Raw genomic sequence first — 25963 nt, forward strand, 5'->3', positions numbered from 1 at the left:
GCGGCGGGCCGCACAGATTGGTTGTTCATATAAAACGTCGCGAGGACTTTCGCCATGAACTTCCGGCGATCCCTGCCCCTCGAACGGCCCTGATGGACAGCGCCGCTTCGCGATCGGCGCACCGCCGGCGCTTCGGGATGCCCGATCGGCCGCCCGACGAAGGGCTGCCGGATCCCGTGCGCTACACCATCGGCACCTTGCGTTCGACGGCGATCTCTTCCGGCGTGATCCGGCAGGCATAGGCGACGGCCTCGACGCCGCGGGCGGCGGCGCGGTCGAAGGCGCGGGCATAGGTGGGGTCGATGTCGGCGGCGAGCGCGAAGCGGTCGGCGTCCGGGCGCTGGATCAGGTAGACCATCATGGCCCGGTGCCCCTCGGCGACCTGATCGGCCAGTTCGTCGAGATGCTTGGCACCGCGCGCGGTCACGCTGTCGGGGAATTCGGCCAGGCCCGCGCGCCGGAGCAGATGGACATTCTTGACCTCGACATAGGCGCGGCCGCGGGCCTCGTCCTCCAGCAGCATGTCGACGCGGCTGTTGCGGCCGTACTTGACCTCGCGGCGCAACGCCGCATAGCCGGCAAGTTCGCCGATCGTGCCGTCCCGGACGGCCGCCTCGACCAGTCCGTTCGGCCAGGCCGTGTTGATCCCGACCAGCGCCCCGTCGGCTTCCACCAATTCCCAAGAATAGGCGAGCTTGCGCTTGGGATCGTCGGACCGCGACAGCCAGACCCGCATGCCAGGCGCCGCGAGGCCGAGCATGGAGCCGGGATTGGCGCAATGGGCGGTGACGCTTTCGCCGGTGTCGAGATCGACATCCGCCAGGAAGCGCTTGTACCGGCGGACGAGACGGCCGGTGATCAGGGGACGGGGAAAGCGCATGGGGCCTCGGGGCTGACGTGCGGGTTCGGCCCCCTGCCGTACCCGATTCCCCACGCCCGTCGCAGGCTAGCCGTGGCCGCCGGTCCGCCGGCGCCGGGTGACTCGCATGCAGCGAAATCCCGCCGCCTCACGGAAAGGCAGACACGTCAACTGCGAATGTCGCAAAAACGGGCATACTGCCGAAGCCTGCGGCAGAAAAAGTCGAGTTCCGGGTCTTTGCTGGTCATGAATCCGGCTTGCGCGACGGCACGACCTTTGCGGAAATGGGATCAGCAAATCGGCAAGGAAGCGACCCGCATGATCGCCAAGGCGTTCGACGAGATGACGGCTCTGGGGGACGGTTGCCGATCGGGATATGAGCTCGTCCAGGCATGGCTCGCCGCGACCCCGGCGGAGACGCTGCGCCAGCGGCAGCAGGAAGCCGAGCTCCTGTTCCGGCGAATCGGCATCACCTTCGCGGTCTATGGCGACGCCGAGGGCGAGGAACGGCTGATTCCGTTCGACATCGTGCCGCGCGTCCTGACCCGACCGGAATGGCAGCGCCTGTCCAAGGGTTTGGAACAGCGCGTCAATGCGCTCAACATGTTCCTGAAGGACATCTACGGCAAGGGCGAGGTCCTCAAGGCGGGCGTCGTGCCCGAGGATCTGGTCTATCGGAATCCGTATTTCCGGCCCGAGATGCAGGGCATGCAGCTGCCGCACGACATCTACGTGATGATCGCCGGCATCGACATCGTCCGCGTCGACGCCGACACCTTCTATGTCCTGGAGGACAATGCGCGCACGCCATCGGGCGTCTCCTACATGCTGGAGAACCGGGAGGTGATGATGCGCCTCTTCCCGGATCTCTGCGCACGCCATCGCATCGCGCCGGTCGAGAACTATGCCGACGAACTGCTCGCGACCCTGAAATCGGTCGCGCCGGGCTCGGCACCCGGCGAGCCGACCGTGGCGGTCCTGACGCCCGGCGCCTTCAACTCGGCCTATTACGAGCACTCGTTCCTGGCCGACAAGCTCGGCGTCGAACTGGTCGAAGGCCGCGATCTGTTCGTGCGCGAGAACATCGTCTACATGCGCACGACCGAGGGACCGAAACGGCTCGATGTGATCTATCGCCGCGTCGACGACGACTTCATCGATCCCCTCGCCTTCCGGCCCGATTCGGTGCTGGGCGTGCCGGGGCTCCTGTCGGCCTACCGCGCCGGCAACGTGACGCTCGCCAACGCGGTCGGGACCGGCTGCGCCGACGACAAGGCGGTCTACAGCTACATGCCGGAGATCGTCCGCTTCTATACCGGCGCCGAGCCGATCCTCTCCAATGTGCCGACCTGGCGCTGCCGCGAGCCCGACGCCCTGAAATATGTGCTCGAGCACCTGCCCGAACTGGTGGTCAAGGAGGTCGACGGATCGGGCGGTTACGGCATGCTGGTCGGGCCGAAGGCCGACAGCGCCACGATCGAGAATTTCCGGCAGAAGCTGATCCGCGATCCGTCGAAATTCATCGCCCAGCCGACGCTCGCATTGTCCACCGTGCCGACCTTCGTCGGCGAGGGCGTCGCGCCCCGGCATGTCGACCTGCGCCCCTATGTGCTGACCGGTGCCGACGGGGTGAAGACCGTGCCGGGCGGATTGACCCGCGTCGCCCTCAAGGAAGGCTCGCTGGTGGTCAATTCCAGCCAGGGCGGCGGCACCAAGGATACCTGGGTCGTCGACGTGCCGATCACCGACGCCGCCATCATGCAGTTCCAGCAGCAGCAACAGCAGCAATCCCGCCACCGTCCCTGACGGGAGCCCCACCAGCCCCGATCCGCCGCCATTGGTCCCGCGCTGCCGAAAGGTTACCCTGTCCGATGCTGAGCCGCACAGCCGACAGCCTCTACTGGCTCTCCCGCTACGTCGAGCGCGCCGAGAACACCGCCCGCATCATCGACGCCGCCTCCCGTCTGGCCGCCCTGCCGGCCGGCTACGGCAGCGCCACGAACGAGTGGGAATCGGCCCTGGCCGCGACCGGGAGCAAGGAGAATTTCGCCGCCCATTACGACGAGGCGACGCCGGAAACCGTGGTCGATTTCCTGGCCTTCTCGCCGCAGAATCCATCCTCGATCAAGAACTGCCTGGAGAATGCGCGCACCAATGCGCGCTCGGTCCGCACCGCTTTGACGACCGAACTCTGGGAGACCATCAACTCGGCCTGGCTGGAACTGAAGAACTACAGCCCGCGCGACCACAATCTGTCCCGGCTGGCCGACTTCCTGCGCTTCGTGAAGCAGACCTCGCTGTCCTTCGACGGATCGGCCTATCGGACCATGCTGCGGTCGGACAGCTACTGCTTCACCCGCATCGGCGTCTACATGGAGCGCGCCGACGCCACCGCGCGGATCCTGGACGTGAAGTATCACGTCCTGCTGCCGCCCGGAGCGCAGGTCGGCGGCAGCCTCGACTATTTCCAATGGTCCTCGATCCTGCGCTCGGTGTCGGCTTTGACCGCCTATCACTGGGTCTACCGCCAGAATCTGAAGCCCTGGCTGGTTGCCGACCTGCTCATTCTCAATCAGCAGATGCCGCGCTCGATCGCCAGTTGCTACGAGAACCTGACCCGCTATCTCGACATGCTGGCCCGCCATTACGGCCGCCAGGGGCCGAGCCAGCGGCATGCCCGCAGCACCTTCACGCGGCTTCAGAACGCCAATCTGGACGATGTCTTCCAGTCCGGCCTGCACGAGTTCCTGTCGGAGTTCATTGCCGACAACAACCGCCTCGGGTCGCAGATCAACGAGCAATATCTGATCTGAACCACGCCTGCCTTCGGTTCCCGCCCCTTGCCGCCCGGAAAACGCGATGCGCCTCAGGATCACCCACGAGACCGTCTACACCTACGAGAAGCCGGCCTCATACGCGATCCAGACGCTCCGCCTGATGCCGCGCGGCTCGCAGCAGCAGTTCGTGACCGAGTGGCGCATCGATGTCAGCCAGGATTGCCGCCTGTCCCCGGTCGAGGATCATTTCGGCAATCTGACCCATGCCTTCTCGATCGACGGACCGATCGAAGAGCTGTCGATCGTGGCCTCCGGCGAAGTGGTGACGGAGGAGACCACCGGCGTCCTGCGCGGCACGCCCGAGCGGTTGCCGCTGTCGCTGTTCCTGCGCAGCACCGATCTGACCCGTCCCGATCCGGCGATCCGGGCGTTTGCGGCAGCGATCGCCGAGGGCGAGGAGGACCGCCTCGCCGTCCTGCACAAGCTGATGGCCGAAGTGCATGACGCGATGCGTTACGACGAGGATGCGACCGAGCCCTCGACGACGGCCGCGGATGCCTTCCAGGCGGGCCACGGGGTCTGCCAGGATCTGGCGCATGTGTTCATCGCCGCAGCGCGCTCGCTCGAGATCCCGGCCCGCTATGTCGGTGGCTACATGCTGCGGGACGACGGCGAGAACGTTCAGGCGGCCGGTCATGCCTGGGTGGAGGCGTTCGTCAGCCCGGCACTCGGCTGGGTCGGGTTCGATCCGGCCAACGACATTTGCCCGACGGAGGCCTATGTGCGGGTTGCCTCCGGTCTCGACTATCTCGACGCGGCCCCGATCCGCGGGACGCGCTACGGCGGCCAGGGCGAAGTCATGAAGGTCAAGGTCAAGATCGAGAAGACCGGAGAATTCTGATCCCGTCTGACGGTCGGCCCGACCAAACCTTTCCATGCAACCCTGACCGACATACGCGGCTCGCAAGGATGGGCCACCTTTCCCTTGCAGACGAAAGTTGCCTGTGCGACAGCGGCAGTCCGGCGACGGGGCGGAACGGGGGCGCGTCATGACCTATTGTTGCGGAATTCTGGTTCGGGAAGGGTTGGTGATGATCGCCGACACCCGCACCAATGCGGGGCTCGACAACATCGCCACGTTCCGCAAGCTGAACGTCTTCAACCGCCCCGGCGAGCGCTCCATCGCCATTGCCACCGCCGGCAATCTCGCGATCAGCCAGTCGATCGTTTCGCTCGTGACCGAAGGCTTCGAGAATCCGGAAACCGGCGAGATCGAGACGATCGAATCCGCCGGGACCATGTTCAAGACCGCCCAACTGCTCGGCCGTGCAATCCGCGAGGTTTATCGTCTCGACGGCCGAATGCTCGAGCAGAAGAACCTGAACTTCGATGTGACCATGCTGCTCGGCGGTCAGATCAAGGGCGGCCGGCTGCGGCTGTTCATGGTCTACTCGGCCGGCAATTTCATCGAGGCGACCGTCGACACGCCCTATCTGCAGATCGGCGAGCACAAATACGGCAAGCCGATCCTCGACCGCGCGATCAAATACGACGTCGACCTGCAGGACAGTCTGAAGATCGGCCTGATCTCGATGGATTCGACCATGCGCTCGAACCTCGGCGTCGGCATGCCGATCGATCTTGCGGTGATCCCGCGCGATGCCATCGCCACGCAGCTGGTGCATCGGATCGAGCCGGGCGAGCCCTACTTCCACGATCTGCGCGAGCGCTGGTCGGCCGCGTTGCGCGCCGCCCATCAGAATATCCCCCGCCCGCCCTACGGCCCGGTCACTCCGCAGCCGCCGATCCTGCAGCCTCCGATCCTGCAACCGTCGACCGTGCCGCCGGCCCCGACCGAACCGGCGGCTTCGCACTGAACCGATAAAATTCGCGAGAAAGTCTGAACGCCAAAACAAGCGGCGCCATTCTAACATTCGTCCGTTGGTCGCCGGGGTTCGCCCGAGTCGGCCGCTCCGATCCGAGTGGATGAATGGCGCTGAAGGCGATCAGATCCGGCTGGGAACAGGCCATGCGCGAGGCGTCGATCATGCAATCGATCGCCGCGCTCGTTTGTTTCGCCCTCCTGTTCCTGACCATGACGGCAGCGTGGACGTCGCAACAGGCCAATGACCTCGCCGTCGACCGGCAGGTGCGCCTCGCCACCAACGGGCTGGAGCAGGAAATCGAGCGGATCGGCACGGAGGTGCAGACCGGTGCGGTGTCGGACGACGCCTATCGGCGCATCCATATCCGCTTCGACGCCGATTTCGCCGAACGCGCCTTCGGGGCGCGGCTGTGGCGCGACTATCGCCACGACATGACGCTTCTCATCGGACCGGGCCGCGCCATTCTCCAGGCCCATGTCGCCGGTCGCATGACCGAACCGAAGGACCTGAAATCCGTTCTGGTCGATGTCAGCGGCCCCCTCGAACGGGTGCGCAATCAGATCGCCGAGATCGTGCGCCGCCCGCTCGGGCAGGACGACCCGGAGCTGATGGTCGGCAAGATCGTCCGGGAGACCGCGGTCCTGCGGGTCGGCGATCGGGCCGCGCTGGTCGCGGTATCGGCGCTGGTGCCGGAGGATGGCAAGGGCCTCAAGAAAGGCGTGCCGCCCACCGTGGTCGTGGCGGTCAAGTTCGTCGCCGGCGACCTGCTGGCTCGGATGGCGCGCCAGTTCGTGCTGCCGGAGCTGCAGTTCGTCCCGATCGAGAATCACGAAGCCGTCGCGGCCGTCGGCCGTGCCTCCGCGACCGTCAAGACGAGCGGCGACCAGACGCTCGGCTTCCTGGTCTGGGCCCCGTCGCAGCCCGGCTACCAGATGATGCGGCATCTCGCGCCGCTGATCGTCATCGCGACCGCGCTGTTCGTCATCTTTGCGCTGATCGTGGTGGTGAAGTTCCAGCGCCGCACCGCGGAACTGGCCAAGAGCGAGGAGCGGGCGAAGCGGTCGGCGATGCACGATGCCCTGTCCGGCCTCGCCAACCGCGTGCTGTTCGCCGAACGCCTGGAAGCGGCGCTGGTCGAAGTCGAGGTCGACCCGAAGCGCAGTTGCGCCATCGTCTATGTCGATCTCGACCGCTTCAAGGACGTGAACGATACGCTGGGCCACCAGGCCGGCGACGAGGTCATCCGCGTCACGGCGAAGCGGCTCGATTCGCTCATGCGCCCCGGCGACACCGCCGCCCGCATATCCGGCGACGAGTTCGCCATGGTGGTGCGCTCGGCGCCCGACCGGGCCGAACTGGAGCAGCGCCTCGGCGCGATCGTGCGCGAGATCGCGCGGCCGATCGCGATCGGCGACCGCACGGTCTATCCGGGCGGCAGCGTCGGCTGTGCGCTCGCCCCCGAGCACGGCAAGGAGCGCGCCGATCTCCAGCACAAGGCGGATCTGGCGCTCTACCGGGCCAAGGCCGGCGGCCGCGGCCGCTGGCTGATCTTCTCGCCGGAGATGGACGACGGCTTCCGCCGCGTCCAGCAGATGCGCCAGGACCTGCGGGCGTCGATCAACGAGGGCCGGCTGACGGTCCTGTACCAGCCCTATTTCTCGGTCGCCGAGATGCGGGCGATCGGCGTCGAGGCCCGGGTCGCGTGGGACCACCCGACCCGCGGCCGCTTGTCGGCCGGCGAGTTCATTCCGGTTGCCGAGCAATGCGGCCTGATCCGGGAGATCGGCGCCTTTATCCTGCACCGGGCGGCCCGCGACATGCACCGCTGGCCCGGCGTGCGGCTGGCCGTGAACGTTTCCCCGCTGGAAATCCGGCAGGCGGATTTCGCCGAGAGCCTGATGCGCATCCTGGAGGACGAAGGCCTCGATCCCGCCCGCCTGCAGGTCGACATCACCGAGAACATCCTCCTGACCGATGCGGATGCGGCCATCACGGCGATCGCGACGCTCCGCAAGGCGGGCATCCGGGTGGCGCTCGACGAGTTCGGCTCGGGACAGTCGAGCTTCAACTATCTGTCCCGCTTCCGCTTCGACACGATCAAGATCGACCGCAGCTTCGTCGCCAAGCTGGAGACGTCCCCGGAGGTCGCGACCATCGTTCATTCGATGGTCGAGCTCGCCAACAAGCTGGGCCTGGAGACGGTCGCCGAGGGCGTCGAGACCTTCGGCCAGTTCCGCTTTATCCAGGCGGCAGGCTGCCAGACCGTCCAGGGCCATCTCTGCGCACGCCCCATGCCGGCGACCGAGGTGAGCCGCTTCCTTGAGCACCCCCTGAGCGAGCGGATCCGCGCCGTCGCGTGACGGTCGTCCGGGCGTGCCCGCGCTGCCGGTGCGAACGGTTTGCCCGGCGCCGCGGCGTCCTCCCTGCGACGCGGCGAACCACGCCATTCCGCCTCAATGGGCGTGTCCGCATCCCGCCAGATCGTCGATGATCGGGCAATCCGGGCGGTCGTCACCGTGGCAGGCAGCCACGAGGCTGCCGAGCGAGCGCTTCAGACTCTCCAATTCGGCGATCTTGGCCTCGATTTCGCGAATTCGCGTCTGCGCCATGGCGCGCACATCCGCTGACGACCGGCGGTTGTCGCTCCACAGCGACAGCAAGGCACGGCACTCGTCGACCGAGAAGCCGAGATTGCGGGCGCGCGCGAGGAATTTCAGTCGCGCGATCTCGGCCGGACCATAGTCCCGGTAGCCGTTGTCCCGACGAGGGGCGGCCAGCAGACCGACCGATTCGTAGTAGCGAACCGCCTTGGCGGTCAGGCCGGCGGCTCCGGCGGCGGAAGCAATGTTCATCAGACGCACTCCGGCAAGGAACCCACCGTCAGATAAAGGTGCCCTCTCCGGCAGGGTCAAGGCGTGCAGGGCCGGGACCGGAGCATCATCGGACCGGAAGCCATCGGACGATGCCCCCCCGATCCGTGCCTTCACGAGCGCCAATCCGATCAGGGTGCGTCGCCGCGGTTCAGGAAAGGTCAGCGCAAACAAGACATCCCAAAGATCATCCGGCCCGTTCAGTTCGGATGATGGTCTAGGGGATCGAGATCGGGTCCCCCGGTCCGAGCGTCCCTCGCGTTGTGACAGCGGTCTCGGCGGCGGCCAGCAGGGGCTGATTGCGCGCCTTCCAGCGGGGCAGGAATTTGCTGTCCTTGGTGGCTTCGTCGACCTTGGCGAGAAGCGCCTCGATCGCCGCCATCGTCATCGGACTGCCGTCGTGGTCGATCACCGGCAGTTCCCGGCCGAACTTCTCCGCGACGACATCGACTTGGGGGGGCCGATAGGTCGGGCGCCGGCTGGTGCCGGCCGTCGCGATCATCAGATCGAAGACGGAGCGGTGGATGGCCTCCTTCCAGCTGCGATCCGGATAGGCCATCGCGAAGGGGCGATAGCGCCGCCGCAATCGCCCGCCGAGTTCGGTCGCGTCGAGCAGGCGATACATCGGAAAGAGCCGGCTTATCACGAACCAACTGAGCGAATCGTGCGGGTCGGCCGGTTCCTCGGCCGGCCAGCGCGGTTCCTCGATCTGAAGGCCGGTCAGGGCTCTTACTCTGCCGACCATCCAGGCCAGCGTGATCTCGGAGATGGGTTTCAGAGCTGCCGAGGCGGCCGAGTAGCCGCCCCCGATATCGGCATGCACGCCGGGAAACCAGACCTGTTCGACCCGGCGCGCATTCAGATGATCCGGACGCGCGAAGAGGGCGGGAACGAAGGGACCGCGATGCTCGTCGATCGCCAAGGCCTGTACGGCATGGACGATGGCCGAGCCAAGCTTGGTATCGTGGAAGCGATCCCGCGAGCCGGCCCAGTTGCCTGCAGTCCCCAACGGAACCCCCGTCGAGCCGACCGTGTCGAACACGCCCAGGAAATGGATCCTGACATTCTGATGGCATCGGTCGGAGAGTTTCGCCTTGTCGGCCGGAAGCCGGCGCTTAGGATCCGTCCGGTAGTAGGACCACGCGTCCGCCAGTCCGTCCGCCGAGCAGAACTCCGGACGAAGCAAGCCGCTGGCCCCGATGAAGCCGGCCAGGCTGCGCGCCGTGAACGACCCGCGCGAGAAGCCGAAGATATAGATCTCGTCCGGAACGCCGTTGGCGTCGGACGGCTGGTAGAACTGGCTGAGGAAACGATACCCCGCACGAACCTTTTCGCTCAGGCCGAGTCCCAGCATCCCGCCAAGATACTTGTCGATCCGCCCCTCGGTCCCAACGCCGGAATCGTAATAGAGCCTTTGCTCGACTGTGTCCGTGCGCGTCGGATCGGTGTTGGCGCGTTCGACCAGTTCCTTCAGTCGGGCGACGTTGGACGGAACATCGTACTTGCCCGTCTTGTTCCAGGTCCCGTCGAGAAAAAGCACCAGACGCTTCATGGTCGCCCCCCTGCGTACCGCCGGAAGGCGACCATGCGTCACACGATTCTATATTTCAAGATGTGTTAACCGAATATACAAGATATGGTCGCATTTGGGATCGGAGCCGCCCCGTCAGTGCATCCGGTAGAGGCCGTTGACCGCCGTCCACTCGTTGGGACCGACCAGGCGCTTGTGGGCGACTTCGACCTTCACGATCGGACCGTCAAGTTCACGGTTCCAGAAATCGAGGAACCTCTCCAGCTCAGGAAATTTGGGAGCGAGGTCATAGTCCTGCCAGACGAAGGCCTGCAGGATCGCCGGGTGGTCCGGCATGCGATAGAGAATGTTGGCCGTCGTGAGACCGTAGCCTTCAAGCTGGCGGGCGAATGCGACGTCGACCTGTCTTTCCATCATGGAGCCCCTCCGTCATGGTCAGCACGCCGAAATGAGAGCAAAAAGCTCGGTTCCCATCAAGACGAAAATCGACTAAACATCCATTAATTCAATGTCTTAGCAGCATATCCGGCAGAGTGCTGCCAGTCGCACGGGCCGTGCCCTGCCGCCCGTTCGTCATCACCGGGGATCATGGCTCTCGACGCCGCGCGCAGGCCCGCCGACGCCGATCTCCTGCCTCATATCCGAGCGGACGCGACCGCCTTTCCTGCCTGCGGTCCGATCGGCACCGGCCCTTCTGGCGCACGAAAAAGCCGCGCCCTTGCGAGCGCGGCTCCATCGTCAGTCGGACGGGCCGAAGCCGGATTACTTGGCGCAGACGAGCACGACCTTGGCGCCGTCGCCATTGCAGGTCGCGCCGTCGTCGCTGGTCATGATCGGACCCTGCATCGTGCCCGTGCACATCGCCGAAATCAGCATTTCGCCGGTGGCGCAGGAGGCGCTGGCGCTGCCGGTGATCTTGCGCAGGGTCATGCCGCCGCCGATGCCGGACGGGCCGGCGGGACCGGTCGGTCCCTGAGCACCGGCAGGACCTGCGGGGCCCTGAGGACCGGCGGGACCGGCAAGGCCTTGCGGACCGGCGGGGCCCGCGGGACCGGCCGGGCCGGCGGGACCGGCTTCACCCTTCGGGCCGGCGGGACCGGCCGGGCCGGCATCGCCCTTCGCGCCTGCAGGACCGGCGGGACCCGCCGGACCGGCAGCCCCCTGGGCGCCCTTCTCGCCGGGCTTGCCTTCGCAACCGGCCAAAGCCAAAGCAAGTACAGAAACCATCAACAATCCGACGCGCCGCATCCCGGCCTCCCACCCTTGGAAAAGGTGACCGCAGTCTGCCCGCCCGACCGTGAGAGTCAATGCGGCCCGCGCCTTGACCGGCACGGGCCGCGACAAACTGTAGCTCCGCCGGGCTCGGCCCGGCACGGCGCGAAGGATCAGGGAAACAGCCCGATCTGCTCCAGACCGGTCGTTTCCGGCCAGCCCATCATCACATTCATGTTCTGAATCGCCTGCCCGGAGGCGCCTTTGACCAGATTGTCGAGCACGCAAAGCAGGATTGCATGACCCGGGCGGCGATCGGCCGCGACCGACATGAACACGAAATTGGACCCACGGACGTGCCGGGTCTGCGGCGACGCCCCGAAGGGCAGCACCTTGACGAAATGCTCGCCCTGGTACCTTTCGGCAAGAATCGCATGCAGATCCTCGGCGGTCCGTCCGGGCTGCAGCTTGACATAGATGGTCGACAGGATGCCGCGGTTCATCGGCACCAGATGCGGCGTGAAGGCCGCCCGGACCGGACGCCCGGCCGCCTTGCTGAAGCCCTGCTCCAATTCCGCCATGTGCCGGTGGTGGCCGACGCCGTAGGCGTGGAAGCCCTCGGAGACCTCGGTGAACAGGTTGGCTTCCTTGGCCGCCCGGCCGGCACCCGAGACGCCGGACTTGGCATCGATCACGATCGAGTCGGGATCGATCGCGCCGGCCTCCAGGAGCGGGATCACAGGCAGCTGTCCGCAGGTGGTGTAGCAGCCCGGATTGGCGACAAGCCGCGCCTTGGCCACGGCGGCACGGTCGAGTTCGGTGATGCCGTAGACGGCTTCGGCCTGCAGTTCGAGCGCCTTGTGCGCATGGCCGTACCAATAGGCATAGGCCTCCGGGTCCGACAGGCGGAAATCGGCCGACAGATCGACGATCTTGATCGAGGCCGGAACCGCCTTCAGCACCTCCTGGGTGGTGGCATGTGGCAGCGCACAGAAGACCAGGTCGATCGAGGCCCAGTCGACCTCGCCGATGGCGATCAGGCGCGGCAGGTCGAGCCCGGTGAACTGCGGGAAGGCCTCGGCCATGGTCGACCCGGCCTTTCGGTCGGCCGTCAGAGCCGCGATGCGGACGCGCGGATGCAGCGCAAGCATCCGCACGAGTTCCGCGCCGGTGTAGCCGGACGCACCGAGGATGGCGACGGCGATCTTCTCTGACATGACGACCCTCTCGAATAGGGACGCTGGATATGGCGGATCTCGGTGACAATGGAAAGATGCCGATCGCCCCTGCAGACCACGCATGCGGTCGCCTGCCGTCACATTTCCTCTGGGAACCGGCCCTTGAGCACCAGCGGCAGGCCGGCGGCCACGAAGGTGACGCTATCGGCAACGGCCGCGACCGTCTGATTGAGGCGCCCCTGATGATCGCGGAAGCGGCGCGCCAGCGCATTGTCGGGGACGATGCCGAGCCCGACCTCGTTGGAGACCAGAACGACCGGTCCGGCCAATTCCGGCAGCGACGCCGCCAGGGCCCGTCCGGCCGCATCGACATCCTCCGGCGGGACGTGGTCGGCGGCGAACATCCGGTTGGTGAGCCAGAGGGTCAGGCAGTCGACCACCAGGATCCGGTCCGGGCGGGCTTCCCGCCGCAGCGCCCCGGCGAGGTCGATCGGCTCCTCGACCGTATGCCAGCGTGCATCGCGCTCGGCACGATGACGCGCGATGCGCTCGGCCATCTCGGCATCGCCCGCCGTCGCCGTGGCGACCAGGACGGGGATGAGACCGGATGCCTCGGCGCGGGTCTGGGCGAGCCGGCTCTTGCCGGAGCGGGCGCCGCCCAGCACGAAATCGATCTTCGGACGTTCGGACGGGGAAGGCACGGGCGGGGCAACTCCTTGTCACCGGCGGCGGCGACGTGAGGGTCAAAGGGGTTACGGCAGGCTTGCGGTCGCTGTCACGCCGCGCGCGGGGCGGAGACGATCGGGGGCTTTCCTGCCGGCTCACCTTTTTCCACAGCATCCAAGTCCGGGCTTGGCAAGCCGGATTCGCGCTGCTATAGGCTCCCCCGGCGCGCCGATGGCGTGATCCGCGATAGCTCAGTTGGTAGAGCGTTCGACTGTTAATCGAATGGTCGCAGGTTCGAGTCCTGCTCGCGGAGCCAGTTTCGAACGGGGATCGGATGAAAAATCCGGTCCCCGTTTCGCTTTTGCGCCGACCGCTTCAAGTCGCGTGGCGGCACCGCTGCGGCACCGGGCGACGCCACCGAATTTCGCGCGCGGACGAACCGCCTGCCGGCGAGAATCCGGCGGCATCGCCCATCAGCGGCCGTTGCCGACAGTGCCGGTGCGGCGCGGGGCGGCACCGGAACAGACGCCGGTCCGGCTTTCCCTGCGTCGCCATCCCGTACCCGCCGATCCTTCAGTTGAGTTGCACCGCCGGGCAAACGTTGCACGGGCCGCCAGCAGGACGGTTGTTTCAGCTACGGAACTCCTTGCGACTCCGACTCGAAATCGCTGGGCTCGCCTCGTGTGCAGCGCAGCAAACACCGCGACACCGGCACTCTATTCTTCTTTTCCGGTTGGCGCTCTGCTTTCCACGGTCTGGACCTATTTCGACAATACGTTTCAGCAACAGTCTTCGAACCAGAACCATCGCCATTGACGCGGGGTCCGCCGAAATGGCAGAGTTGAAAGACGTCGTACGGCCACACAAGAAACAGGCTCGACGGCGGGGGGATAGTCATGTCTGCACATGGGATCATCGCGATCCGGCGTCGGATCGTGCGCGCCATCCAGCCGGTCGGCTCCTTCGTGAGCGGCCATCCGCGGATGTCGCTTCTGGCCGCGACCATCATCGCCTTCGGCGTGATCGGCGCGGTGGTCGACTACAACAATGCCGTCCTGGCCAAGGCCGATCTGCAGAATGCACTGGACTCCGCAGCCCGATCGGCGGTCGGCGATCTCGATGCGCGGTCGGACGAAGAGGTGAAGGCCCGCGTCCAGCACATGATCCAGACGCGCCTTTTGACCGAGACCGATATCGCCAATGTCACGGTGGCGGTCGATCGCAAGGCGCGGCGCGTGCGCTGCCGTGCGACGGCGCGGGTCGACACGACCGTGACGAGCCTGATCGGCCCGGCCTTTGTGGAGATCGCCGCATCGTCGGATGCATCGGCCGATTCGACCGGCAAGGTAACCTCGACGCACTGACATCGGTTTTCTCAAGCGGACGGCCCGGGAAATCCGCCTCTCTTCGCAGGACGGAACAGGCATCCGATGAGCATGGGGGAGCGGCGATCGGACAATCGACGCTGCGTCTCCGGGCCTTTGGCATCCGGGGTGCGGGGAGCCGGCGGGTTGACGAGCGTCAGCCTCCCGAATCCGCCCGGACCGGGCAGCCTGCCGCTGCGCGCCTGACGTGATTCGGGATCCGGCCGAACCGCCCTGCCCTTGTCATCTCCGAAATGCTCGGGCACACAGAAGCGGGGCCATTGCAGCCGCTTGGCTTAAGCGGTTGCCGGGATTTGGGCATCTCGTTTCAACCCCTGAAATTGTGAGGACAGCGACACGGCCAGGCACCGGTCCCCTCCTCATGGCGCAGCGGGAGGCCGGCCGGACGCGGAATGGGCAAGACGCTTTTCATCCACATCGGAATGCCCAAGGCGGGGTCCACGACCTTGCAGTTCGCCCTCCGGAGCCAGCGCGACCTTCTGGCGGCGGCCGGCGTCTACTATCTGCGGCTGGGCGAATGCCATAACGAGATCTTCCGCACCTTTTGCGGCGCCCCGCACCCGCGCAGCGACATTCCGGCCACCACCGCCATTGAATTGCAGGGCCTGAAACGCACGGCCGAAGCCTATGGCGGCCGTATCGTCGAGGAGGCAAGGAAGGTCGAGGATGTCGGTATCGTCTCGGGCGAGGCGCTGATCTCGTTCACGCGCGAACAGGTCGAAATGATCCGGGATGTGTTTCGACCCCATTTCGACCGCATCGCGATCGTCGCCTATCTGCGCGAGCCGCTGTCCTGGGCGAGCAGTCGCACGCAGCAGAAAATCAAGAACGGCGCCGACACACTGGAGCGGATCATCGCCTCGATCGACCAGGAGCAGAGCCCGCTCGTGCCGCCCTATAGGGCGATCCGGATCTGGGAGGACGTGTTCGGCCGCGACGCTCTGATCCTGCGGCCGTTTGCGCGCGAGGCCTTCCCGAACGGCGACCTGATCGCCGACTTCTTCGCCGCGATCGGACGGCCTGAACTTGCCGAACCGCTGCCGCGGCAGGACAAGAACCTGACGCTCTCCCAGGAAGCCGTCCAGCTGGTCGATGCGCTGAAACGGCTCGACGAAGCCCGCAACGGGAAGCAATCGCCGGCGTCCCGGCGCCTGAGATATGCCCTGATGCGCCTGCCCGGCGAACGTTTCTCGCTGCCGCGCGCCACGCTGGAGCGCGTTCAGGCCCGCGCAGAACCCGAAATCGCCTGGCTCAAGGAAAATTACGGCGTCGACGTTCAGCCGCGCGGCCCGCGCTACCCGGACGCGCCGCTTGCCTGGCAATCCGATACGGTCGATGCCCTGGTCGAGCGCCTGGAACGGGCGGTCGGCGAAACGCGCCGCGCCAGCGGCCCGCTAAGCCGCCTCTGGGGCTGGCTGCGGGCCCGGCTGCCGCGTCCGTTGCGACGTGCCGCCGGCCCCCGGTCCAAACCGGGTCCAACGCCGATCTCGGACGATTGATCGGACCCGACCACACTCCGACCCAGGCCAGCAGGCACCGAGCACTCGAATTCACGCTTTGCGCTCGGAGGCATTGCGCCAGAACCGCCACCAGGGACGACGCCTGGCACCGACCTTTCGGCGCGCCGCCCGCCAGATCTCGAAGGCCCGGTCAACGGCCATCAGGTCTTCGGCCCCGAGCACGGCCGAGCCTACCTCGGCGAGCGCCGATTTCGGGAAAGTCAGCCCGTCGAGACCCGCCGCACAGCGGCCGTGAAAGGCCTCCCGCGCGATGTCGTCCGGCCAGAAGCCGGCACCGGGCCGTTCTGCAAACACACTGCGGGCACCGGCCGTCGTGACGAAGATGGTGCGTTCCATGCGCGACGCGGCGCCGGGAACCTCTCGGTCGTTGCGCGTCGCGAGCCAATAGGTCAACCGCGCGTCGGGAGAGCGATTGCGTCGCGGGCTGCCGCCTTCGAAGCCGGGCAATCCGATTCGGGCCAGGAAGTTGCCGCAGATGTCGTCCGCCAGATCGTGATAGGAGAGGAGATCGACGCGACCGAACGCGCCCTCGATCGCCCTCGCCTGCTCGCGATACTCGAAGAGCGGTCGCGCATAGTTCAGAAAGGCTTCGAAGGATCTGGTGAAGTGGTCCTTTCGGACCAGATATTGATACAACGACTGCGCGAATTCGTCGCCGCGCCTGAAGACCAGTACCGGATGGACCTCCCAGGCCCCGAGCGTGTCGGCGACGACCTGGAGGTAGTCGCGCTGACGCCTTCGAAAGTCGTCCCGGTCGAGACCTGCCCACAAACGGAAGCCCAGAAGCGAACAGCTCAGGTCTTCGCTCGACAGGATGACCGTCGGCGACCCGGCATGGCGGCGCAAGGCTTCGGCGACATCGTCCTTGGTGCAGTCGTAGACGCCGGTGAACGCCTTGGCGATCCAATTGTGCGAGTTCTGCGCGGCATAGTCCCGGTGCGCGTTGGCCGGATAGCACAGACCCGCTTGATGCAACTCATCGCGCCTTGAGCTCAGGACATATTGGATCGACGATGTTCCTGTCTTGTGCGTCCCACAGTGCAGTATTATCCGCATTTCGATCTAATGTCCGATGCAATCCCTAGATTGGCTTGTTGAATTTTTTGTTGATTTCATTCTTTGATGGAACTTGCGGATTGGCGAAGTAATTTTTGAAAACCATCGTTTCGGGGAATAGTCGGAAACACTTCCGTCGACCGTCGTATCGCGTGCTTGAAATGGCGCCGGTCTCGGCCGCACAGCGAGCGCCGCGCAACCAGCCGGTTCGCTCCGCAGCCCTCTCCGGAGTGCGATCCGATCGGGACCGCAGCCCGAGGAATGGCGCATCGGCCCGGCCGGGCGCGCATCTCCGCTTCAAGCCGGGTTCTGCCCGACCGGAACTTGCTCTAAGGCTCTTCGCCTGTCCGGAATCCCGACGACGAGTCCGTATCGATGCGCCCCGATGTCCTGACGCCGCTCTTCGCCGCCGTGTCCGGTCTGCCGGGCGTCGGTCCCAAGACCGCCAAGCTGTTCGACCGCCTGCTCGGCGCCGAGGAGGGCGGGATCGGCGCGCGGCTGGTCGATCTCGTCTTCCATGTGCCGACCGGCATCGTCGACCGGCGCCTGCGTCCGGGCGTCGCGCGCGCCCCGGAAGGCGCGATCGTCACGCTCGACCTGCACATCGACCGGCACCGTCCGCCGCCGCCCGGCAGCCGGGCCCCCTACAAGATCTTCGCCTATGACGACACCGGGGAGATCGCCCTCACCTTCTTCCACGCCAAGGCCGACTGGCTCGAGAAGCTGTTGCCGGAGGGCGAGCGGCGCTGGGTGTCGGGCCGCGTCGAATGGTTCAACGGCGCGCCGCAGATGGCGCATCCCGACCATGTTGTGCCGCACGACCGGCTCGACGAGATGCCGGCGGTCGAGCCGGTCTATCCGCTCACCGAGGGCCTGTCGGCGAAGCTGGTCGGCCGGGCGGTGGCAGCCGCGCTCGCCCGCCTGCCCGACCTGCCCGAATGGCAGGATGCGGAATGGCTGCGGCAGCGGCGCTTCCCCGATTTCGCGACCGCGCTGACCCGCCTGCACCGCCCCGATGGCGACGACGGCCAGCCCGCCCAGGCGACCGCGCTCGCCCGGCTCGCCTTTGACGAACTCCTCGCCGGCCAGTTGGCGCTCGCCATCGTGCGGCGCGATCTGAGGCGGCGCCCGAAGCCGCCCCGCGCGGGCGACGGCCGCCTGGTCGAGGCGGTGCGCGCCGGGCTGCCGTTCGCGCTGACCGGCGCGCAGGCCCGCGCCGTCGCCGAGATCGCCGCCGACATGGCGCGCCCGGAACGGATGGTGCGCCTGCTGCAGGGCGATGTCGGCTCCGGCAAGACGGTGGTCGGGCTGCTCGCCGCGGCGCATGCGGCGGAGAGCGGCGGCCAGACCGCCTTCATGGCACCAACCGAACTGCTCGCCCGACAGCATTTCCGCACCATCGCCGCCCTCGCCCGGGCCGGCGGCCTCGGCATCGCGATCCTGACCGGGCGCGAGAAGGGCCGCGAGCGCGAGGCGATCCTGGCCGGCCTGGCGGACGGCTCGATCGCGATCGCGGTCGGCACCCATGCGCTGTTCCAGGAAGGGGTCGAGTTCCGCGATCTCGCCCTGGCGGTCGTCGACGAGCAGCACCGCTTCGGCGTCCACCAGCGGCTCGCCCTGACGCAGAAGGGCCGGGGCACCGACCTCCTGATCATGACGGCGACGCCGATCCCGCGCACGCTGATGATGAGTTCGTTCGGCGACGTGGACGTGTCGCGGTTGGACGAAAAGCCGGCCGGACGGCAGCCGATCGCCACCCGGGCCGTGCCGACCGAGCGCATCGGAGAGGTCGTCGACGGTCTCGCCCGCGCCATGGCGGGCGGCGCGCGGGTCTACTGGGTCTGCCCGCTGGTCGAGGAGAGCGAGGCGATCGACCTGGCCGCGGCGAGCGACCGGGCGCGCGACCTGGAGCACATCTTCGGGCCGGTCGTCGGGCTGGTCCACGGCCGGATGAAGGGCGCCGAGAAGGACGAGGTGATGCGCCGCTTCGCCGCCGGGGAACTTTCGGTGCTGGTCGCCACCACGGTGATCGAGGTCGGCGTCGACGTGCCCGAGGCGACCGTGATGGTGATCGAGCATGCGGAACGCTTCGGCCTGTCGCAGTTGCACCAGTTGCGCGGCCGGGTCGGGCGCGGCAGCGCGGCCTCGACCTGCCTGCTGCTCTATCGCGGCCCTCTCGGCGAGACCGCGCGGGCCCGGCTCGCCATCATGCGCGAGACGGAGGACGGCTTCCGCATCGCCGAGGAGGATCTGCGCCTGCGGGGCGGCGGCGAGATTCTCGGAACGCGCCAATCCGGCCTGCCCGGCTTCCGCCTCGCCCGGCTCGAACTCCATGGCGAGCTGATGGAGGCCGCCCGCGACGACGCCCGCTTGGTTCTGGCCCGCGACCCCGACCTGACGACGCCGCGCGGGACGGCCTTGCGCACCCTGCTCTACCTGTTCGGCCGCGACGAGGGCATCCGGCTGCTCGGCGCGGGCTGAGAGGGCTCGCCGGTCCAGCCGAGGCATGATAGAGGCGGGTGCCGGTTCGGGATGCGGCGTTCGCCCCCCGGCCCGCAGTTTTCGGTCGGCGGTCGTCGGACCGCGCTTCGGACCCCCTTTGGCACTCCGATGGGGAGAGTGCCAAAATTCTGGTCCTCCCCCCTTGTGCCGGTTGGTCCGCCTGCCTACCTGAGGTCCGCACGACCCGGCACGGGGCCGATCGGCACGTGCCCGGCGGGCAATCCATCGAACCACCGGAACGTTCGACTTCAGAAGTTCCGATCACTCGGAGGAGCAAGCATCATGGCATTCCGTCCCCTGCACGATCGCGTTGTCGTCAAGCGCGTCGAAGCGGAGCAGAAGACTGCCGGCGGGATCATCATTCCGGGCACCGCCCAGGAGAAGCCGCAGGAAGGCGAGGTCATCGCCGTCGGACCCGGCGCGCGCGACGAGAGCGGCAAGCTCGTGTCGCTCGATGTCAAGGTCGGCGACCGCGTCCTGTTCGGCAAGTGGTCTGGTACCGAGGTCAAGATCGACGGCCAGGATCTCCTGATCATGAAGGAGAGCGACATCATGGGCATCGTCGAGACGACCGCCGCGGCCAAGAAGGCCGCCTGACCCTTTCCCGCCCCCAAGAACACTTTGAACGGAGCATTTGCCCATGGCTGCCAAAGACGTCCGATTTTCCCTCGATGCGCGCGACCGTATGCTGCGCGGCGTCGACATTCTCGCCAATGCCGTCAAGGTGACGCTCGGCCCGAAGGGTCGCAACGTGGTCATCGAGAAGTCCTACGGCGCCCCGCGGATCACCAAGGACGGCGTCACCGTCGCCAAGGAGATCGAGCTGGAGGACCGCTTCGAGAACATGGGCGCCCAGATGGTGCGCGAAGTGGCCTCGAAGACCAACGACCTCGCCGGTGACGGCACCACCACCGCGACCGTGCTCGCCCAGGCGATCGTCAAGGAAGGCGCCAAGGCGGTGGCCGCCGGCATGAACCCGATGGACCTGAAGCGCGGCGTCGATCTCGCCGTCGAGGCCGTCGTGGCGGATCTCAAGGCCCGCGCCAAGAAGGTCACCTCGAACGAGGAAATCGCTCAGGTCGGCACCATCTCGTCCAACGGCGACGTCGAAATCGGCCGCTTCCTGGCCGAGGCGATGCAGAAGGTCGGCAACGAGGGCGTGATCACGGTCGAGGAGGCCAAGAGCCTGACGACCGAGCTCGACGTGGTCGAGGGCATGCAGTTCGATCGCGGCTACATCTCGCCCTACTTCATCACCAACGCCGACAAGATGCGCGTCGAGTTGGAAGACCCCTACATCCTGATCTTCGAGAAGAAGCTGTCGGGTCTGCAGGCCATGCTGCCGGTGCTCGAGACGGTCGTCCAGTCGGGCAAGCCGCTCCTGATCATCGCCGAGGATGTCGAGGGCGAAGCGCTCGCCACCCTGGTGGTCAACAAGCTGCGCGGCGGCCTCAAGATCGCCGCCGTCAAGGCGCCGGGCTTCGGCGATCGCCGCAAAGCGATGCTCGAGGACATCGCCATCCTGACCAACGGCCAGGTCATCTCCGAGGATCTCGGCATCAAGCTTGAGAATGTCACGCTCGACATGCTCGGCCGCGCCAAGCGCGTCATGATCGAGAAGGAGAACACCACCATCGTCGACGGCGCCGGCTCCAAGAAGGAGATCGACGGCCGCGTCGGGCAGATCAAGGCGCAGATCGAGGAGACCACCTCGGACTACGACCGCGAGAAGCTGCAGGAGCGTCTGGCCAAGCTCGCCGGCGGCGTCGCGGTGATCCGTGTCGGCGGCGCGACCGAGATCGAAGTCAAGGAGAAGAAGGACCGCGTCGACGACGCCATGCACGCGACCCGTGCGGCCGTCGAAGAAGGCATCCTGCCGGGCGGCGGCGTCGCCCTGCTGCGCGCGCTGAAGGCTCTGGACGGCCTCAAGCCGGCCAACAGCGACCAGAAGACCGGCATCGAGATCGTCCGCAAGGCGATCCAGGCGCCGGCCCGTCAGATCGCCATCAATGCCGGCGATGACGGCTCGATCGTGGTCGGCAAGATCCTGGAGAGCCAGGACGGCGCGTTCGGCTGGAACGCACAGACCGGCGAATATGGCGACATGTTCAAGTTCGGCGTGATCGATCCGGCCAAGGTCGTGCGCACCGCGCTGCAGGACGCCGCGTCGGTGGCCGGTCTCCTGATCACCACCGAGGCGATGATCGCCGAGCGGCCGAAGAAGGCCGAGGCCGGTCCGGCCATGCCGGGCGGCGGCATGGGCGGCATGGACTTCTGATCAGGCCGTTCCGGGCCGCCGCCCAGCTTCGAAAAGTAGCGACGGCAAAGCCGTCGCGGGCGGCGGCATGGGCGGTATGGGCGGCATGGACTTCTGATCAGGTCGCCGGGGCCGCCGCCCAGCTTCGAAAAGTAGCGACGGCAAAGCCGTCGCGGGCGGCGGCATGGGCGGCATGGACTTCTGATCAGGGACTGCCAAGGGCAGACACCAAGCAGATGGAAGGCGTCGGAGCGATCCGGCGCCTTTCACTTTTTCGGGGTGTGGTCGGGCGGAGGGTCGGTGATCGGTCGGGCGGAGAAGCACGTGCGGCCAGAGCAGCCTGCCGACAGACGCACGCACCACGCCGCACCAACCTGAACCTCAGGTGCGGATCGGATGCGCTGGGCGTCGCGGCCGCACCGCGGCGGCTTCAGAGCGAGAAGCTGGTCCCGCAGCCGCAGCTGGCGGTGGCGTTCGGATTGCGGATTTGGAAGGACTGGCCGATCAGGCTGTCGACGAAATCGATCTCGGACCCGGCCATGTATTCGATCGAGACCGGATCGATCACCACGGTCGCACCGTCGCGCTCGATGACCAGGTCGTCGTCGGCACGCTCGCGGGTCAGGTCGAAGCCGTACTGAAATCCGGAGCAGCCGCCACCGGACACCGAGACGCGCAGCACCGTGCCGTCCGGCTCGCCCGCCGTAATGCGGAGGATGCGCTTCGCCGCGCGCTCGGAAACCGCGATCGGGGCCTGGGGGATTGGGGGCATGCCGCCGTCCATGGAGACCTCATGTGCGCAGTCAGTGGCAAACCGGTTCGGCCGCTCGCGTCACGATCGGCCCGGATCGGCCGGTCGCGCTTGCGTCACGATCGGCATGGAATTAATTGCGCTCGACGGGACGTGGATTCAAGGCCTCGCATCCGCACGGGCGGGATGCGAACGGATCGGATGGTCCGCGTCGGCGCTTCGAGGCGCGGACCGGACCCGGGGAGGATTTGGTGGGGGCGACCGGTTTGAGCGGGATCGGCTTCGGCGGCGAGCCGCGCGCGCCCTATGCCAGTGACCCGCGAGCGAGCCGCGGCCGGCTCTTCGACGAGCCGGAAAGCCCGACCCGCACGCCCTATCAGCGCGACCGCGACCGGATCGTGCATTCGACCGCATTCCGCCGTCTCGCCCACAAGACGCAGGTCTTCGTCTATCACGAGGGCGATCATTTCCGGACCCGGCTGACCCATACCATCGAGGTCGCCCAGATCGCCCGCGCGCTGGCCCGGGCGCTCCGGCTCGACGAAGACCTCGCCGAGGCGCTCGCGCTCGGCCACGATCTCGGCCACACGCCCTTCGGCCATGCCGGCGAACGCGCCCTCAACCGCGCCATGCTCGATCACGGCGGCTTCGACCACAATGCCCAGACGCTGCGCGTGGTCACCAGCCTGGAGCGACGCTATGCCGGCTTCGACGGCTTGAATTTGAGCTGGGAAGCGCTCGAAGGCCTCGTCAAGCACAACGGCCCGCTGACCGACACCGCCGGCGTGCCGCTGCCGGTGCATGGCGAGGTCGGGCCCCTGCCCTATGCGATCCGGGTCTACCAGGCGCGGCACGATCTCCGGCTCTGGTCCCATGCCGGGCTGGAGGCGCAGGTCGCCGCCCTCGCCGACGACATCGCCTATGACGCACACGATATCGACGACGGCCTGCGCGCCGGCCTGATCGCACCGGACCTGTTGGCCGGCGTGCCCCTGGTCGGCGGCATCCTGCACGAGGTGCGCGCGCGCCATCCCGATCTCGAACTCGGCCGCCTGATCCAGGAGGTGACCCGCCGGGTGATCACCCGCATGGTCGAGGACGTGATCGCCGAGACGCTCGCCCGGATCGCCGCCGACCGCCCGGCCGATGCCGACGCGGTGCGGCACCTGGCCCGACCGATGGCCGCCTTCTCGGAGGCGATGGCCGAGGCCGATCGCGGCATCAAGCGGTTCCTCTATGCCCATGTCTACCGGGCCGACAGCGTGATGGCGGTGATGAGAAACGCCGAACAGGTCGTCCAGGCGCTCTATGCCGCCTACACGGCCGCGCCGGCGGAGATGCCGCCGGAATGGCGGCGCGGCCTCGACGACGACGACGCCGGCCGCCGGGCGCGACGGGTGGCCGACTACATTGCCGGCATGACCGACCGCTTCGCCGAAATCGAGCACCGGCGCCTGTTTGACGCGACCCCGGATTTGCGTTAGGCCCCGCGCGCCCCTCCGGCAGCGGCCGCAAGCGGACGCGGGACGGGCACGCGTCCGCTCCGACCAACGCCAGAGACCGCCCTTATGAACGTCTTCGCCGATTTCACGATCCGTGTCCGCAAGGCAGTCGAAAGCCTGGGGCTGACGGCGACCGACGGATCGGCGCTCGATCTCACGAGGGTCCTGGTCGAGCCGCCGCGCGATCCGGCCCATGGCGACCTCGCCACCAACGCCGCCATGGTGCTCGCCAAGGCCGCCGGCGAGAACCCGCGTCAGCTGGCCCTGAAGCTGGTCGGCGAACTGGCCGCCGATCCCGACATCGCCGAGACCGAAGTCGCCGGGCCGGGCTTCATCAACATGCGCCTGGTGCCGGCCTACTGGACCGACCTCCTGGGTGCGATCCTGCGCGCCGGCGATGCCTTCGGCCGCTCCGGCCTCGGCCGCAACGCCCCCGTCAACGTCGAATATGTCTCGGCCAATCCGACCGGCCCGATGCATGTCGGCCATTGCCGCGGCGCGGTCTTCGGCGACGCGCTGGCCAATCTGCTCGACTATGCGGGCTGGTCGGTGACCAAGGAATATTACATCAACGATGCCGGAGCCCAGGTCGAGGTGCTGGCCCGGTCGGCGTACCTCCGCTACCGCGAGGCGCTCGGCGAGACGATCGAGATCCCGGAGGGCTTCTATCCGGGCGACTATCTGAAGCCGGTCGGGGCCGCGCTGGCCGCTGCCCATGGCGACGCTCTCCTGTCGAAGCCGGAGGCCGAATGGCTGCCGGTCGTCAAACGGGCGGCGATCGACGCCATGATGGCCGAGATCCGCAAGGACCTGCAGCTTCTCAACGTCCACCACGACGTCTTCTTCTCCGAGGCCAGCCTGCAGGAGCCCGGTCACGACCGTGTGCGCCAGGCGATCGCCGCGCTGGAGGCCAAGGACCTGATCTATCGCGGCCGGCTGGCACCGCCCAAGGGGCAGTTGCCGGACGACTGGGAGGATCGCGAGCAGGTGCTGTTCCGGTCGAGCGCATTCGGCGACGACACCGACCGTCCGCTGATGAAGTCGGACGGCAGCTACACCTATTTCGCCTCCGACATCGCCTATCACTACGACAAGTATCTGCGCGGCTTCCACGAAATGATCGACGTCTGGGGCGCGGACCACGGCGGCTACGTCAAGCGCATGCAGGCCGCCGTCAAGGCGATGACCGGCGACGAGGGCGGGCTCGACGTGAAGCTCTGCCAGCTCGTGAAGCTGTTTCGGGCCGGCGAGCCGGTCAAGATGTCCAAGCGGTCCGGTTCCTTCGTCACGCTGGCCGATGTCGTCGAAGAGGTCGGCCGCGACGCGGTCCGCTTCATGATGCTCTACCGGAAGAACGATGCGCCGCTCGACTTCGACTTCCAGAAGGTGACAGACCAATCCAAGGATAATCCGGTCTTTTACGTGCAATATGCCCACGCGCGCTGCCGGTCCGTCTTCCGCCAGGCTGCCGCGGAATTGCCGCATTTGGACCTGTCGGACGCGGCCTTGGCGGCGGCCCCGCTGGCCCTTTTGAGCGATCCGGGCGAGCTGGCACTGGTGCGTCGCCTTGCCGAGTGGCCCCGGCTGGTCGAATCCGCCGCCAGCGCACATGAACCGCACCGGCTCGCCTTCTACCTCCACGACCTCGCCAGTGAACTGCACGGACACTGGAATCGGGGCAAGGAACTGCCGCAATTACGCTTTATTAACGTTGACGATCCATTGTCGTCCTCAGCCCGATTGGCAATGGTGCGTGCCGTTGCTTTGGTTCTCGAGTCCGGGCTCGCTATATTGGGTGTCACGGCACCCGATGAAATGCGATAATCGGATTGCGAGCACACTCCGGGTGCGGTGCTCCGCGCGACGAAGTCCGTCGCGCGACGGAGGTGGACAGATCCGATGGCCGAATTGAAGCGACTGCCAACCGGTTATGACGATCGCGGACCTCAGGATCGCTCCTACGAGGACGATCCGCTGGTCGAGCTGGCCCGAATCGTCAGTGGCGGCGCTC

Annotated in this window: 21 protein-coding genes and 1 tRNA gene; 13 read left to right on the plus strand and 9 right to left on the minus strand. The window is 67.0% G+C overall.

All coding sequences use genetic code 11. The annotated features are described in order from the left end of the window. Window positions 1-181 precede the first annotated feature (181 nt). Entirely contained in the window at window positions 182-880 is a 699-nt protein-coding gene (gene sfsA, locus ABB55_RS01085) for a DNA/RNA nuclease SfsA (RefSeq protein WP_054357155.1), read from the minus strand. Window positions 881-1180: 300 nt separating this feature from the next. Between sfsA and ABB55_RS01090 the strand changes: the two genes are divergently transcribed. The 5 genes from ABB55_RS01090 to ABB55_RS01110 all read left to right on the plus strand — a co-directional run bounded on the left by ABB55_RS01090 (window position 1181) and on the right by ABB55_RS01110 (window position 7882). Next, the gene (locus ABB55_RS01090; RefSeq protein WP_083464028.1) at window positions 1181-2665 is read left to right on the plus strand and encodes a circularly permuted type 2 ATP-grasp protein; all 1485 of its coding nucleotides are present in this window, start codon (window positions 1181-1183) and stop codon (window positions 2663-2665) included. A gap of 65 nt (window positions 2666-2730) precedes the next feature. Beyond that, window positions 2731-3672 carry an alpha-E domain-containing protein gene (locus tag ABB55_RS01095; RefSeq protein ID WP_054357156.1) on the plus strand — a complete coding sequence of 314 codons (942 nt, stop codon included), beginning with the start codon at window positions 2731-2733 and terminating at the stop codon, window positions 3670-3672. A gap of 46 nt (window positions 3673-3718) precedes the next feature. Further along, window positions 3719-4537: a transglutaminase family protein gene (locus tag ABB55_RS01100; protein ID WP_054357157.1), complete on the plus strand. Its 819-nt coding sequence runs from the start codon at window positions 3719-3721 to the stop codon at window positions 4535-4537. Between the two features lie 148 nt (window positions 4538-4685). Then, window positions 4686-5513, plus strand: coding sequence for a proteasome-type protease (locus ABB55_RS01105; protein ID WP_244471940.1), 828 nt, complete (start codon window positions 4686-4688; stop codon window positions 5511-5513). A gap of 113 nt (window positions 5514-5626) precedes the next feature. Next, the gene (locus ABB55_RS01110; protein ID WP_054357158.1) at window positions 5627-7882 is read left to right on the plus strand and encodes a putative bifunctional diguanylate cyclase/phosphodiesterase; all 2256 of its coding nucleotides are present in this window, start codon (window positions 5627-5629) and stop codon (window positions 7880-7882) included. Window positions 7883-7975: 93 nt separating this feature from the next. Here ABB55_RS01110 and cueR read toward each other — a convergent pair whose 3' ends face one another. The 6 genes from cueR to cobU form a co-directional block, all read right to left on the minus strand. Next, the gene (gene cueR / locus ABB55_RS01115; protein WP_338053642.1) at window positions 7976-8566 is read right to left on the minus strand and encodes a Cu(I)-responsive transcriptional regulator; all 591 of its coding nucleotides are present in this window, start codon (window positions 8564-8566) and stop codon (window positions 7976-7978) included. Window positions 8567-8609: 43 nt separating this feature from the next. After that, complete coding sequence (locus ABB55_RS01120) at window positions 8610-9944, minus strand: DUF2235 domain-containing protein (RefSeq protein ID WP_054357160.1); 1335 nt, start codon at window positions 9942-9944, stop codon at window positions 8610-8612. 114 nt (window positions 9945-10058) lie between these two features. Further along, window positions 10059-10340 (minus strand): usg protein, encoded by a 282-nt coding sequence (locus tag ABB55_RS01125; protein WP_394367205.1) that lies wholly within the window; start codon window positions 10338-10340, stop codon window positions 10059-10061. A 345-nt stretch (window positions 10341-10685) separates the two neighbouring features. Then, window positions 10686-10853 (minus strand): hypothetical protein, encoded by a 168-nt coding sequence (locus tag ABB55_RS30765; RefSeq protein ID WP_244471941.1) that lies wholly within the window; start codon window positions 10851-10853, stop codon window positions 10686-10688. Window positions 10854-11308: 455 nt separating this feature from the next. Next, window positions 11309-12352, minus strand: a complete 1044-nt coding sequence (gene argC, locus ABB55_RS01130) for an N-acetyl-gamma-glutamyl-phosphate reductase (RefSeq protein ID WP_054357161.1) — start codon at window positions 12350-12352, stop codon at window positions 11309-11311. A 98-nt stretch (window positions 12353-12450) separates the two neighbouring features. After that, window positions 12451-13014 (minus strand): bifunctional adenosylcobinamide kinase/adenosylcobinamide-phosphate guanylyltransferase, encoded by a 564-nt coding sequence (gene cobU / locus ABB55_RS01135; protein ID WP_152981881.1) that lies wholly within the window; start codon window positions 13012-13014, stop codon window positions 12451-12453. A gap of 205 nt (window positions 13015-13219) precedes the next feature. Between cobU and ABB55_RS01140 the strand changes: the two genes are divergently transcribed. From ABB55_RS01140 to ABB55_RS01150, 3 genes are all read left to right on the plus strand, one after another. Further along, window positions 13220-13295, plus strand: a tRNA-Asn gene (locus tag ABB55_RS01140). A 580-nt stretch (window positions 13296-13875) separates the two neighbouring features. Further along, window positions 13876-14343: a Tad domain-containing protein gene (locus ABB55_RS01145; RefSeq protein ID WP_054357162.1), complete on the plus strand. Its 468-nt coding sequence runs from the start codon at window positions 13876-13878 to the stop codon at window positions 14341-14343. 413 nt (window positions 14344-14756) lie between these two features. Continuing rightward, on the plus strand, window positions 14757-15863 hold the full coding sequence (locus ABB55_RS01150) for a hypothetical protein (protein WP_054357163.1): 1107 nt from the start codon (window positions 14757-14759) through the stop codon (window positions 15861-15863). Between the two features lie 51 nt (window positions 15864-15914). Here ABB55_RS01150 and ABB55_RS01155 read toward each other — a convergent pair whose 3' ends face one another. Next, on the minus strand, window positions 15915-16940 hold the full coding sequence (locus ABB55_RS01155; protein ID WP_152981882.1) for a hypothetical protein: 1026 nt from the start codon (window positions 16938-16940) through the stop codon (window positions 15915-15917). A 375-nt stretch (window positions 16941-17315) separates the two neighbouring features. Here ABB55_RS01155 and recG point away from each other — a divergent pair, with 375 nt between their 5' ends. The 3 genes from recG to groL all read left to right on the plus strand — a co-directional run bounded on the left by recG (window position 17316) and on the right by groL (window position 21720). After that, the gene (gene recG / locus ABB55_RS01160) at window positions 17316-19421 is read left to right on the plus strand and encodes an ATP-dependent DNA helicase RecG (RefSeq protein WP_054357165.1); all 2106 of its coding nucleotides are present in this window, start codon (window positions 17316-17318) and stop codon (window positions 19419-19421) included. Window positions 19422-19724: 303 nt separating this feature from the next. After that, a complete protein-coding gene (gene groES, locus ABB55_RS01165) occupies window positions 19725-20039 on the plus strand; it encodes a co-chaperone GroES (RefSeq protein ID WP_054357166.1) in 315 nt (104 codons plus the stop codon). A 43-nt stretch (window positions 20040-20082) separates the two neighbouring features. Beyond that, complete coding sequence (gene groL / locus ABB55_RS01170; RefSeq protein WP_054357167.1) at window positions 20083-21720, plus strand: chaperonin GroEL; 1638 nt, start codon at window positions 20083-20085, stop codon at window positions 21718-21720. Between the two features lie 409 nt (window positions 21721-22129). On the opposite strand, the gene erpA is transcribed toward groL, so the two are convergent. After that, window positions 22130-22471 (minus strand): iron-sulfur cluster insertion protein ErpA, encoded by a 342-nt coding sequence (gene erpA, locus ABB55_RS01175; RefSeq protein ID WP_054361768.1) that lies wholly within the window; start codon window positions 22469-22471, stop codon window positions 22130-22132. A gap of 227 nt (window positions 22472-22698) precedes the next feature. Between erpA and ABB55_RS01180 the strand changes: the two genes are divergently transcribed. After that, the gene (locus tag ABB55_RS01180; protein ID WP_420848220.1) at window positions 22699-23934 is read left to right on the plus strand and encodes a deoxyguanosinetriphosphate triphosphohydrolase; all 1236 of its coding nucleotides are present in this window, start codon (window positions 22699-22701) and stop codon (window positions 23932-23934) included. Window positions 23935-24018: 84 nt separating this feature from the next. Next, on the plus strand, window positions 24019-25776 hold the full coding sequence (gene argS, locus ABB55_RS01185) for an arginine--tRNA ligase (protein WP_054357169.1): 1758 nt from the start codon (window positions 24019-24021) through the stop codon (window positions 25774-25776). Window positions 25777-25963 lie beyond the last annotated feature (187 nt).

The sequence above is a fragment of the Prosthecodimorpha hirschii genome (assembly GCF_001305515.1).
Classification (GTDB): Bacteria; Pseudomonadota; Alphaproteobacteria; order Rhizobiales; family Ancalomicrobiaceae; genus Prosthecodimorpha; species Prosthecodimorpha hirschii.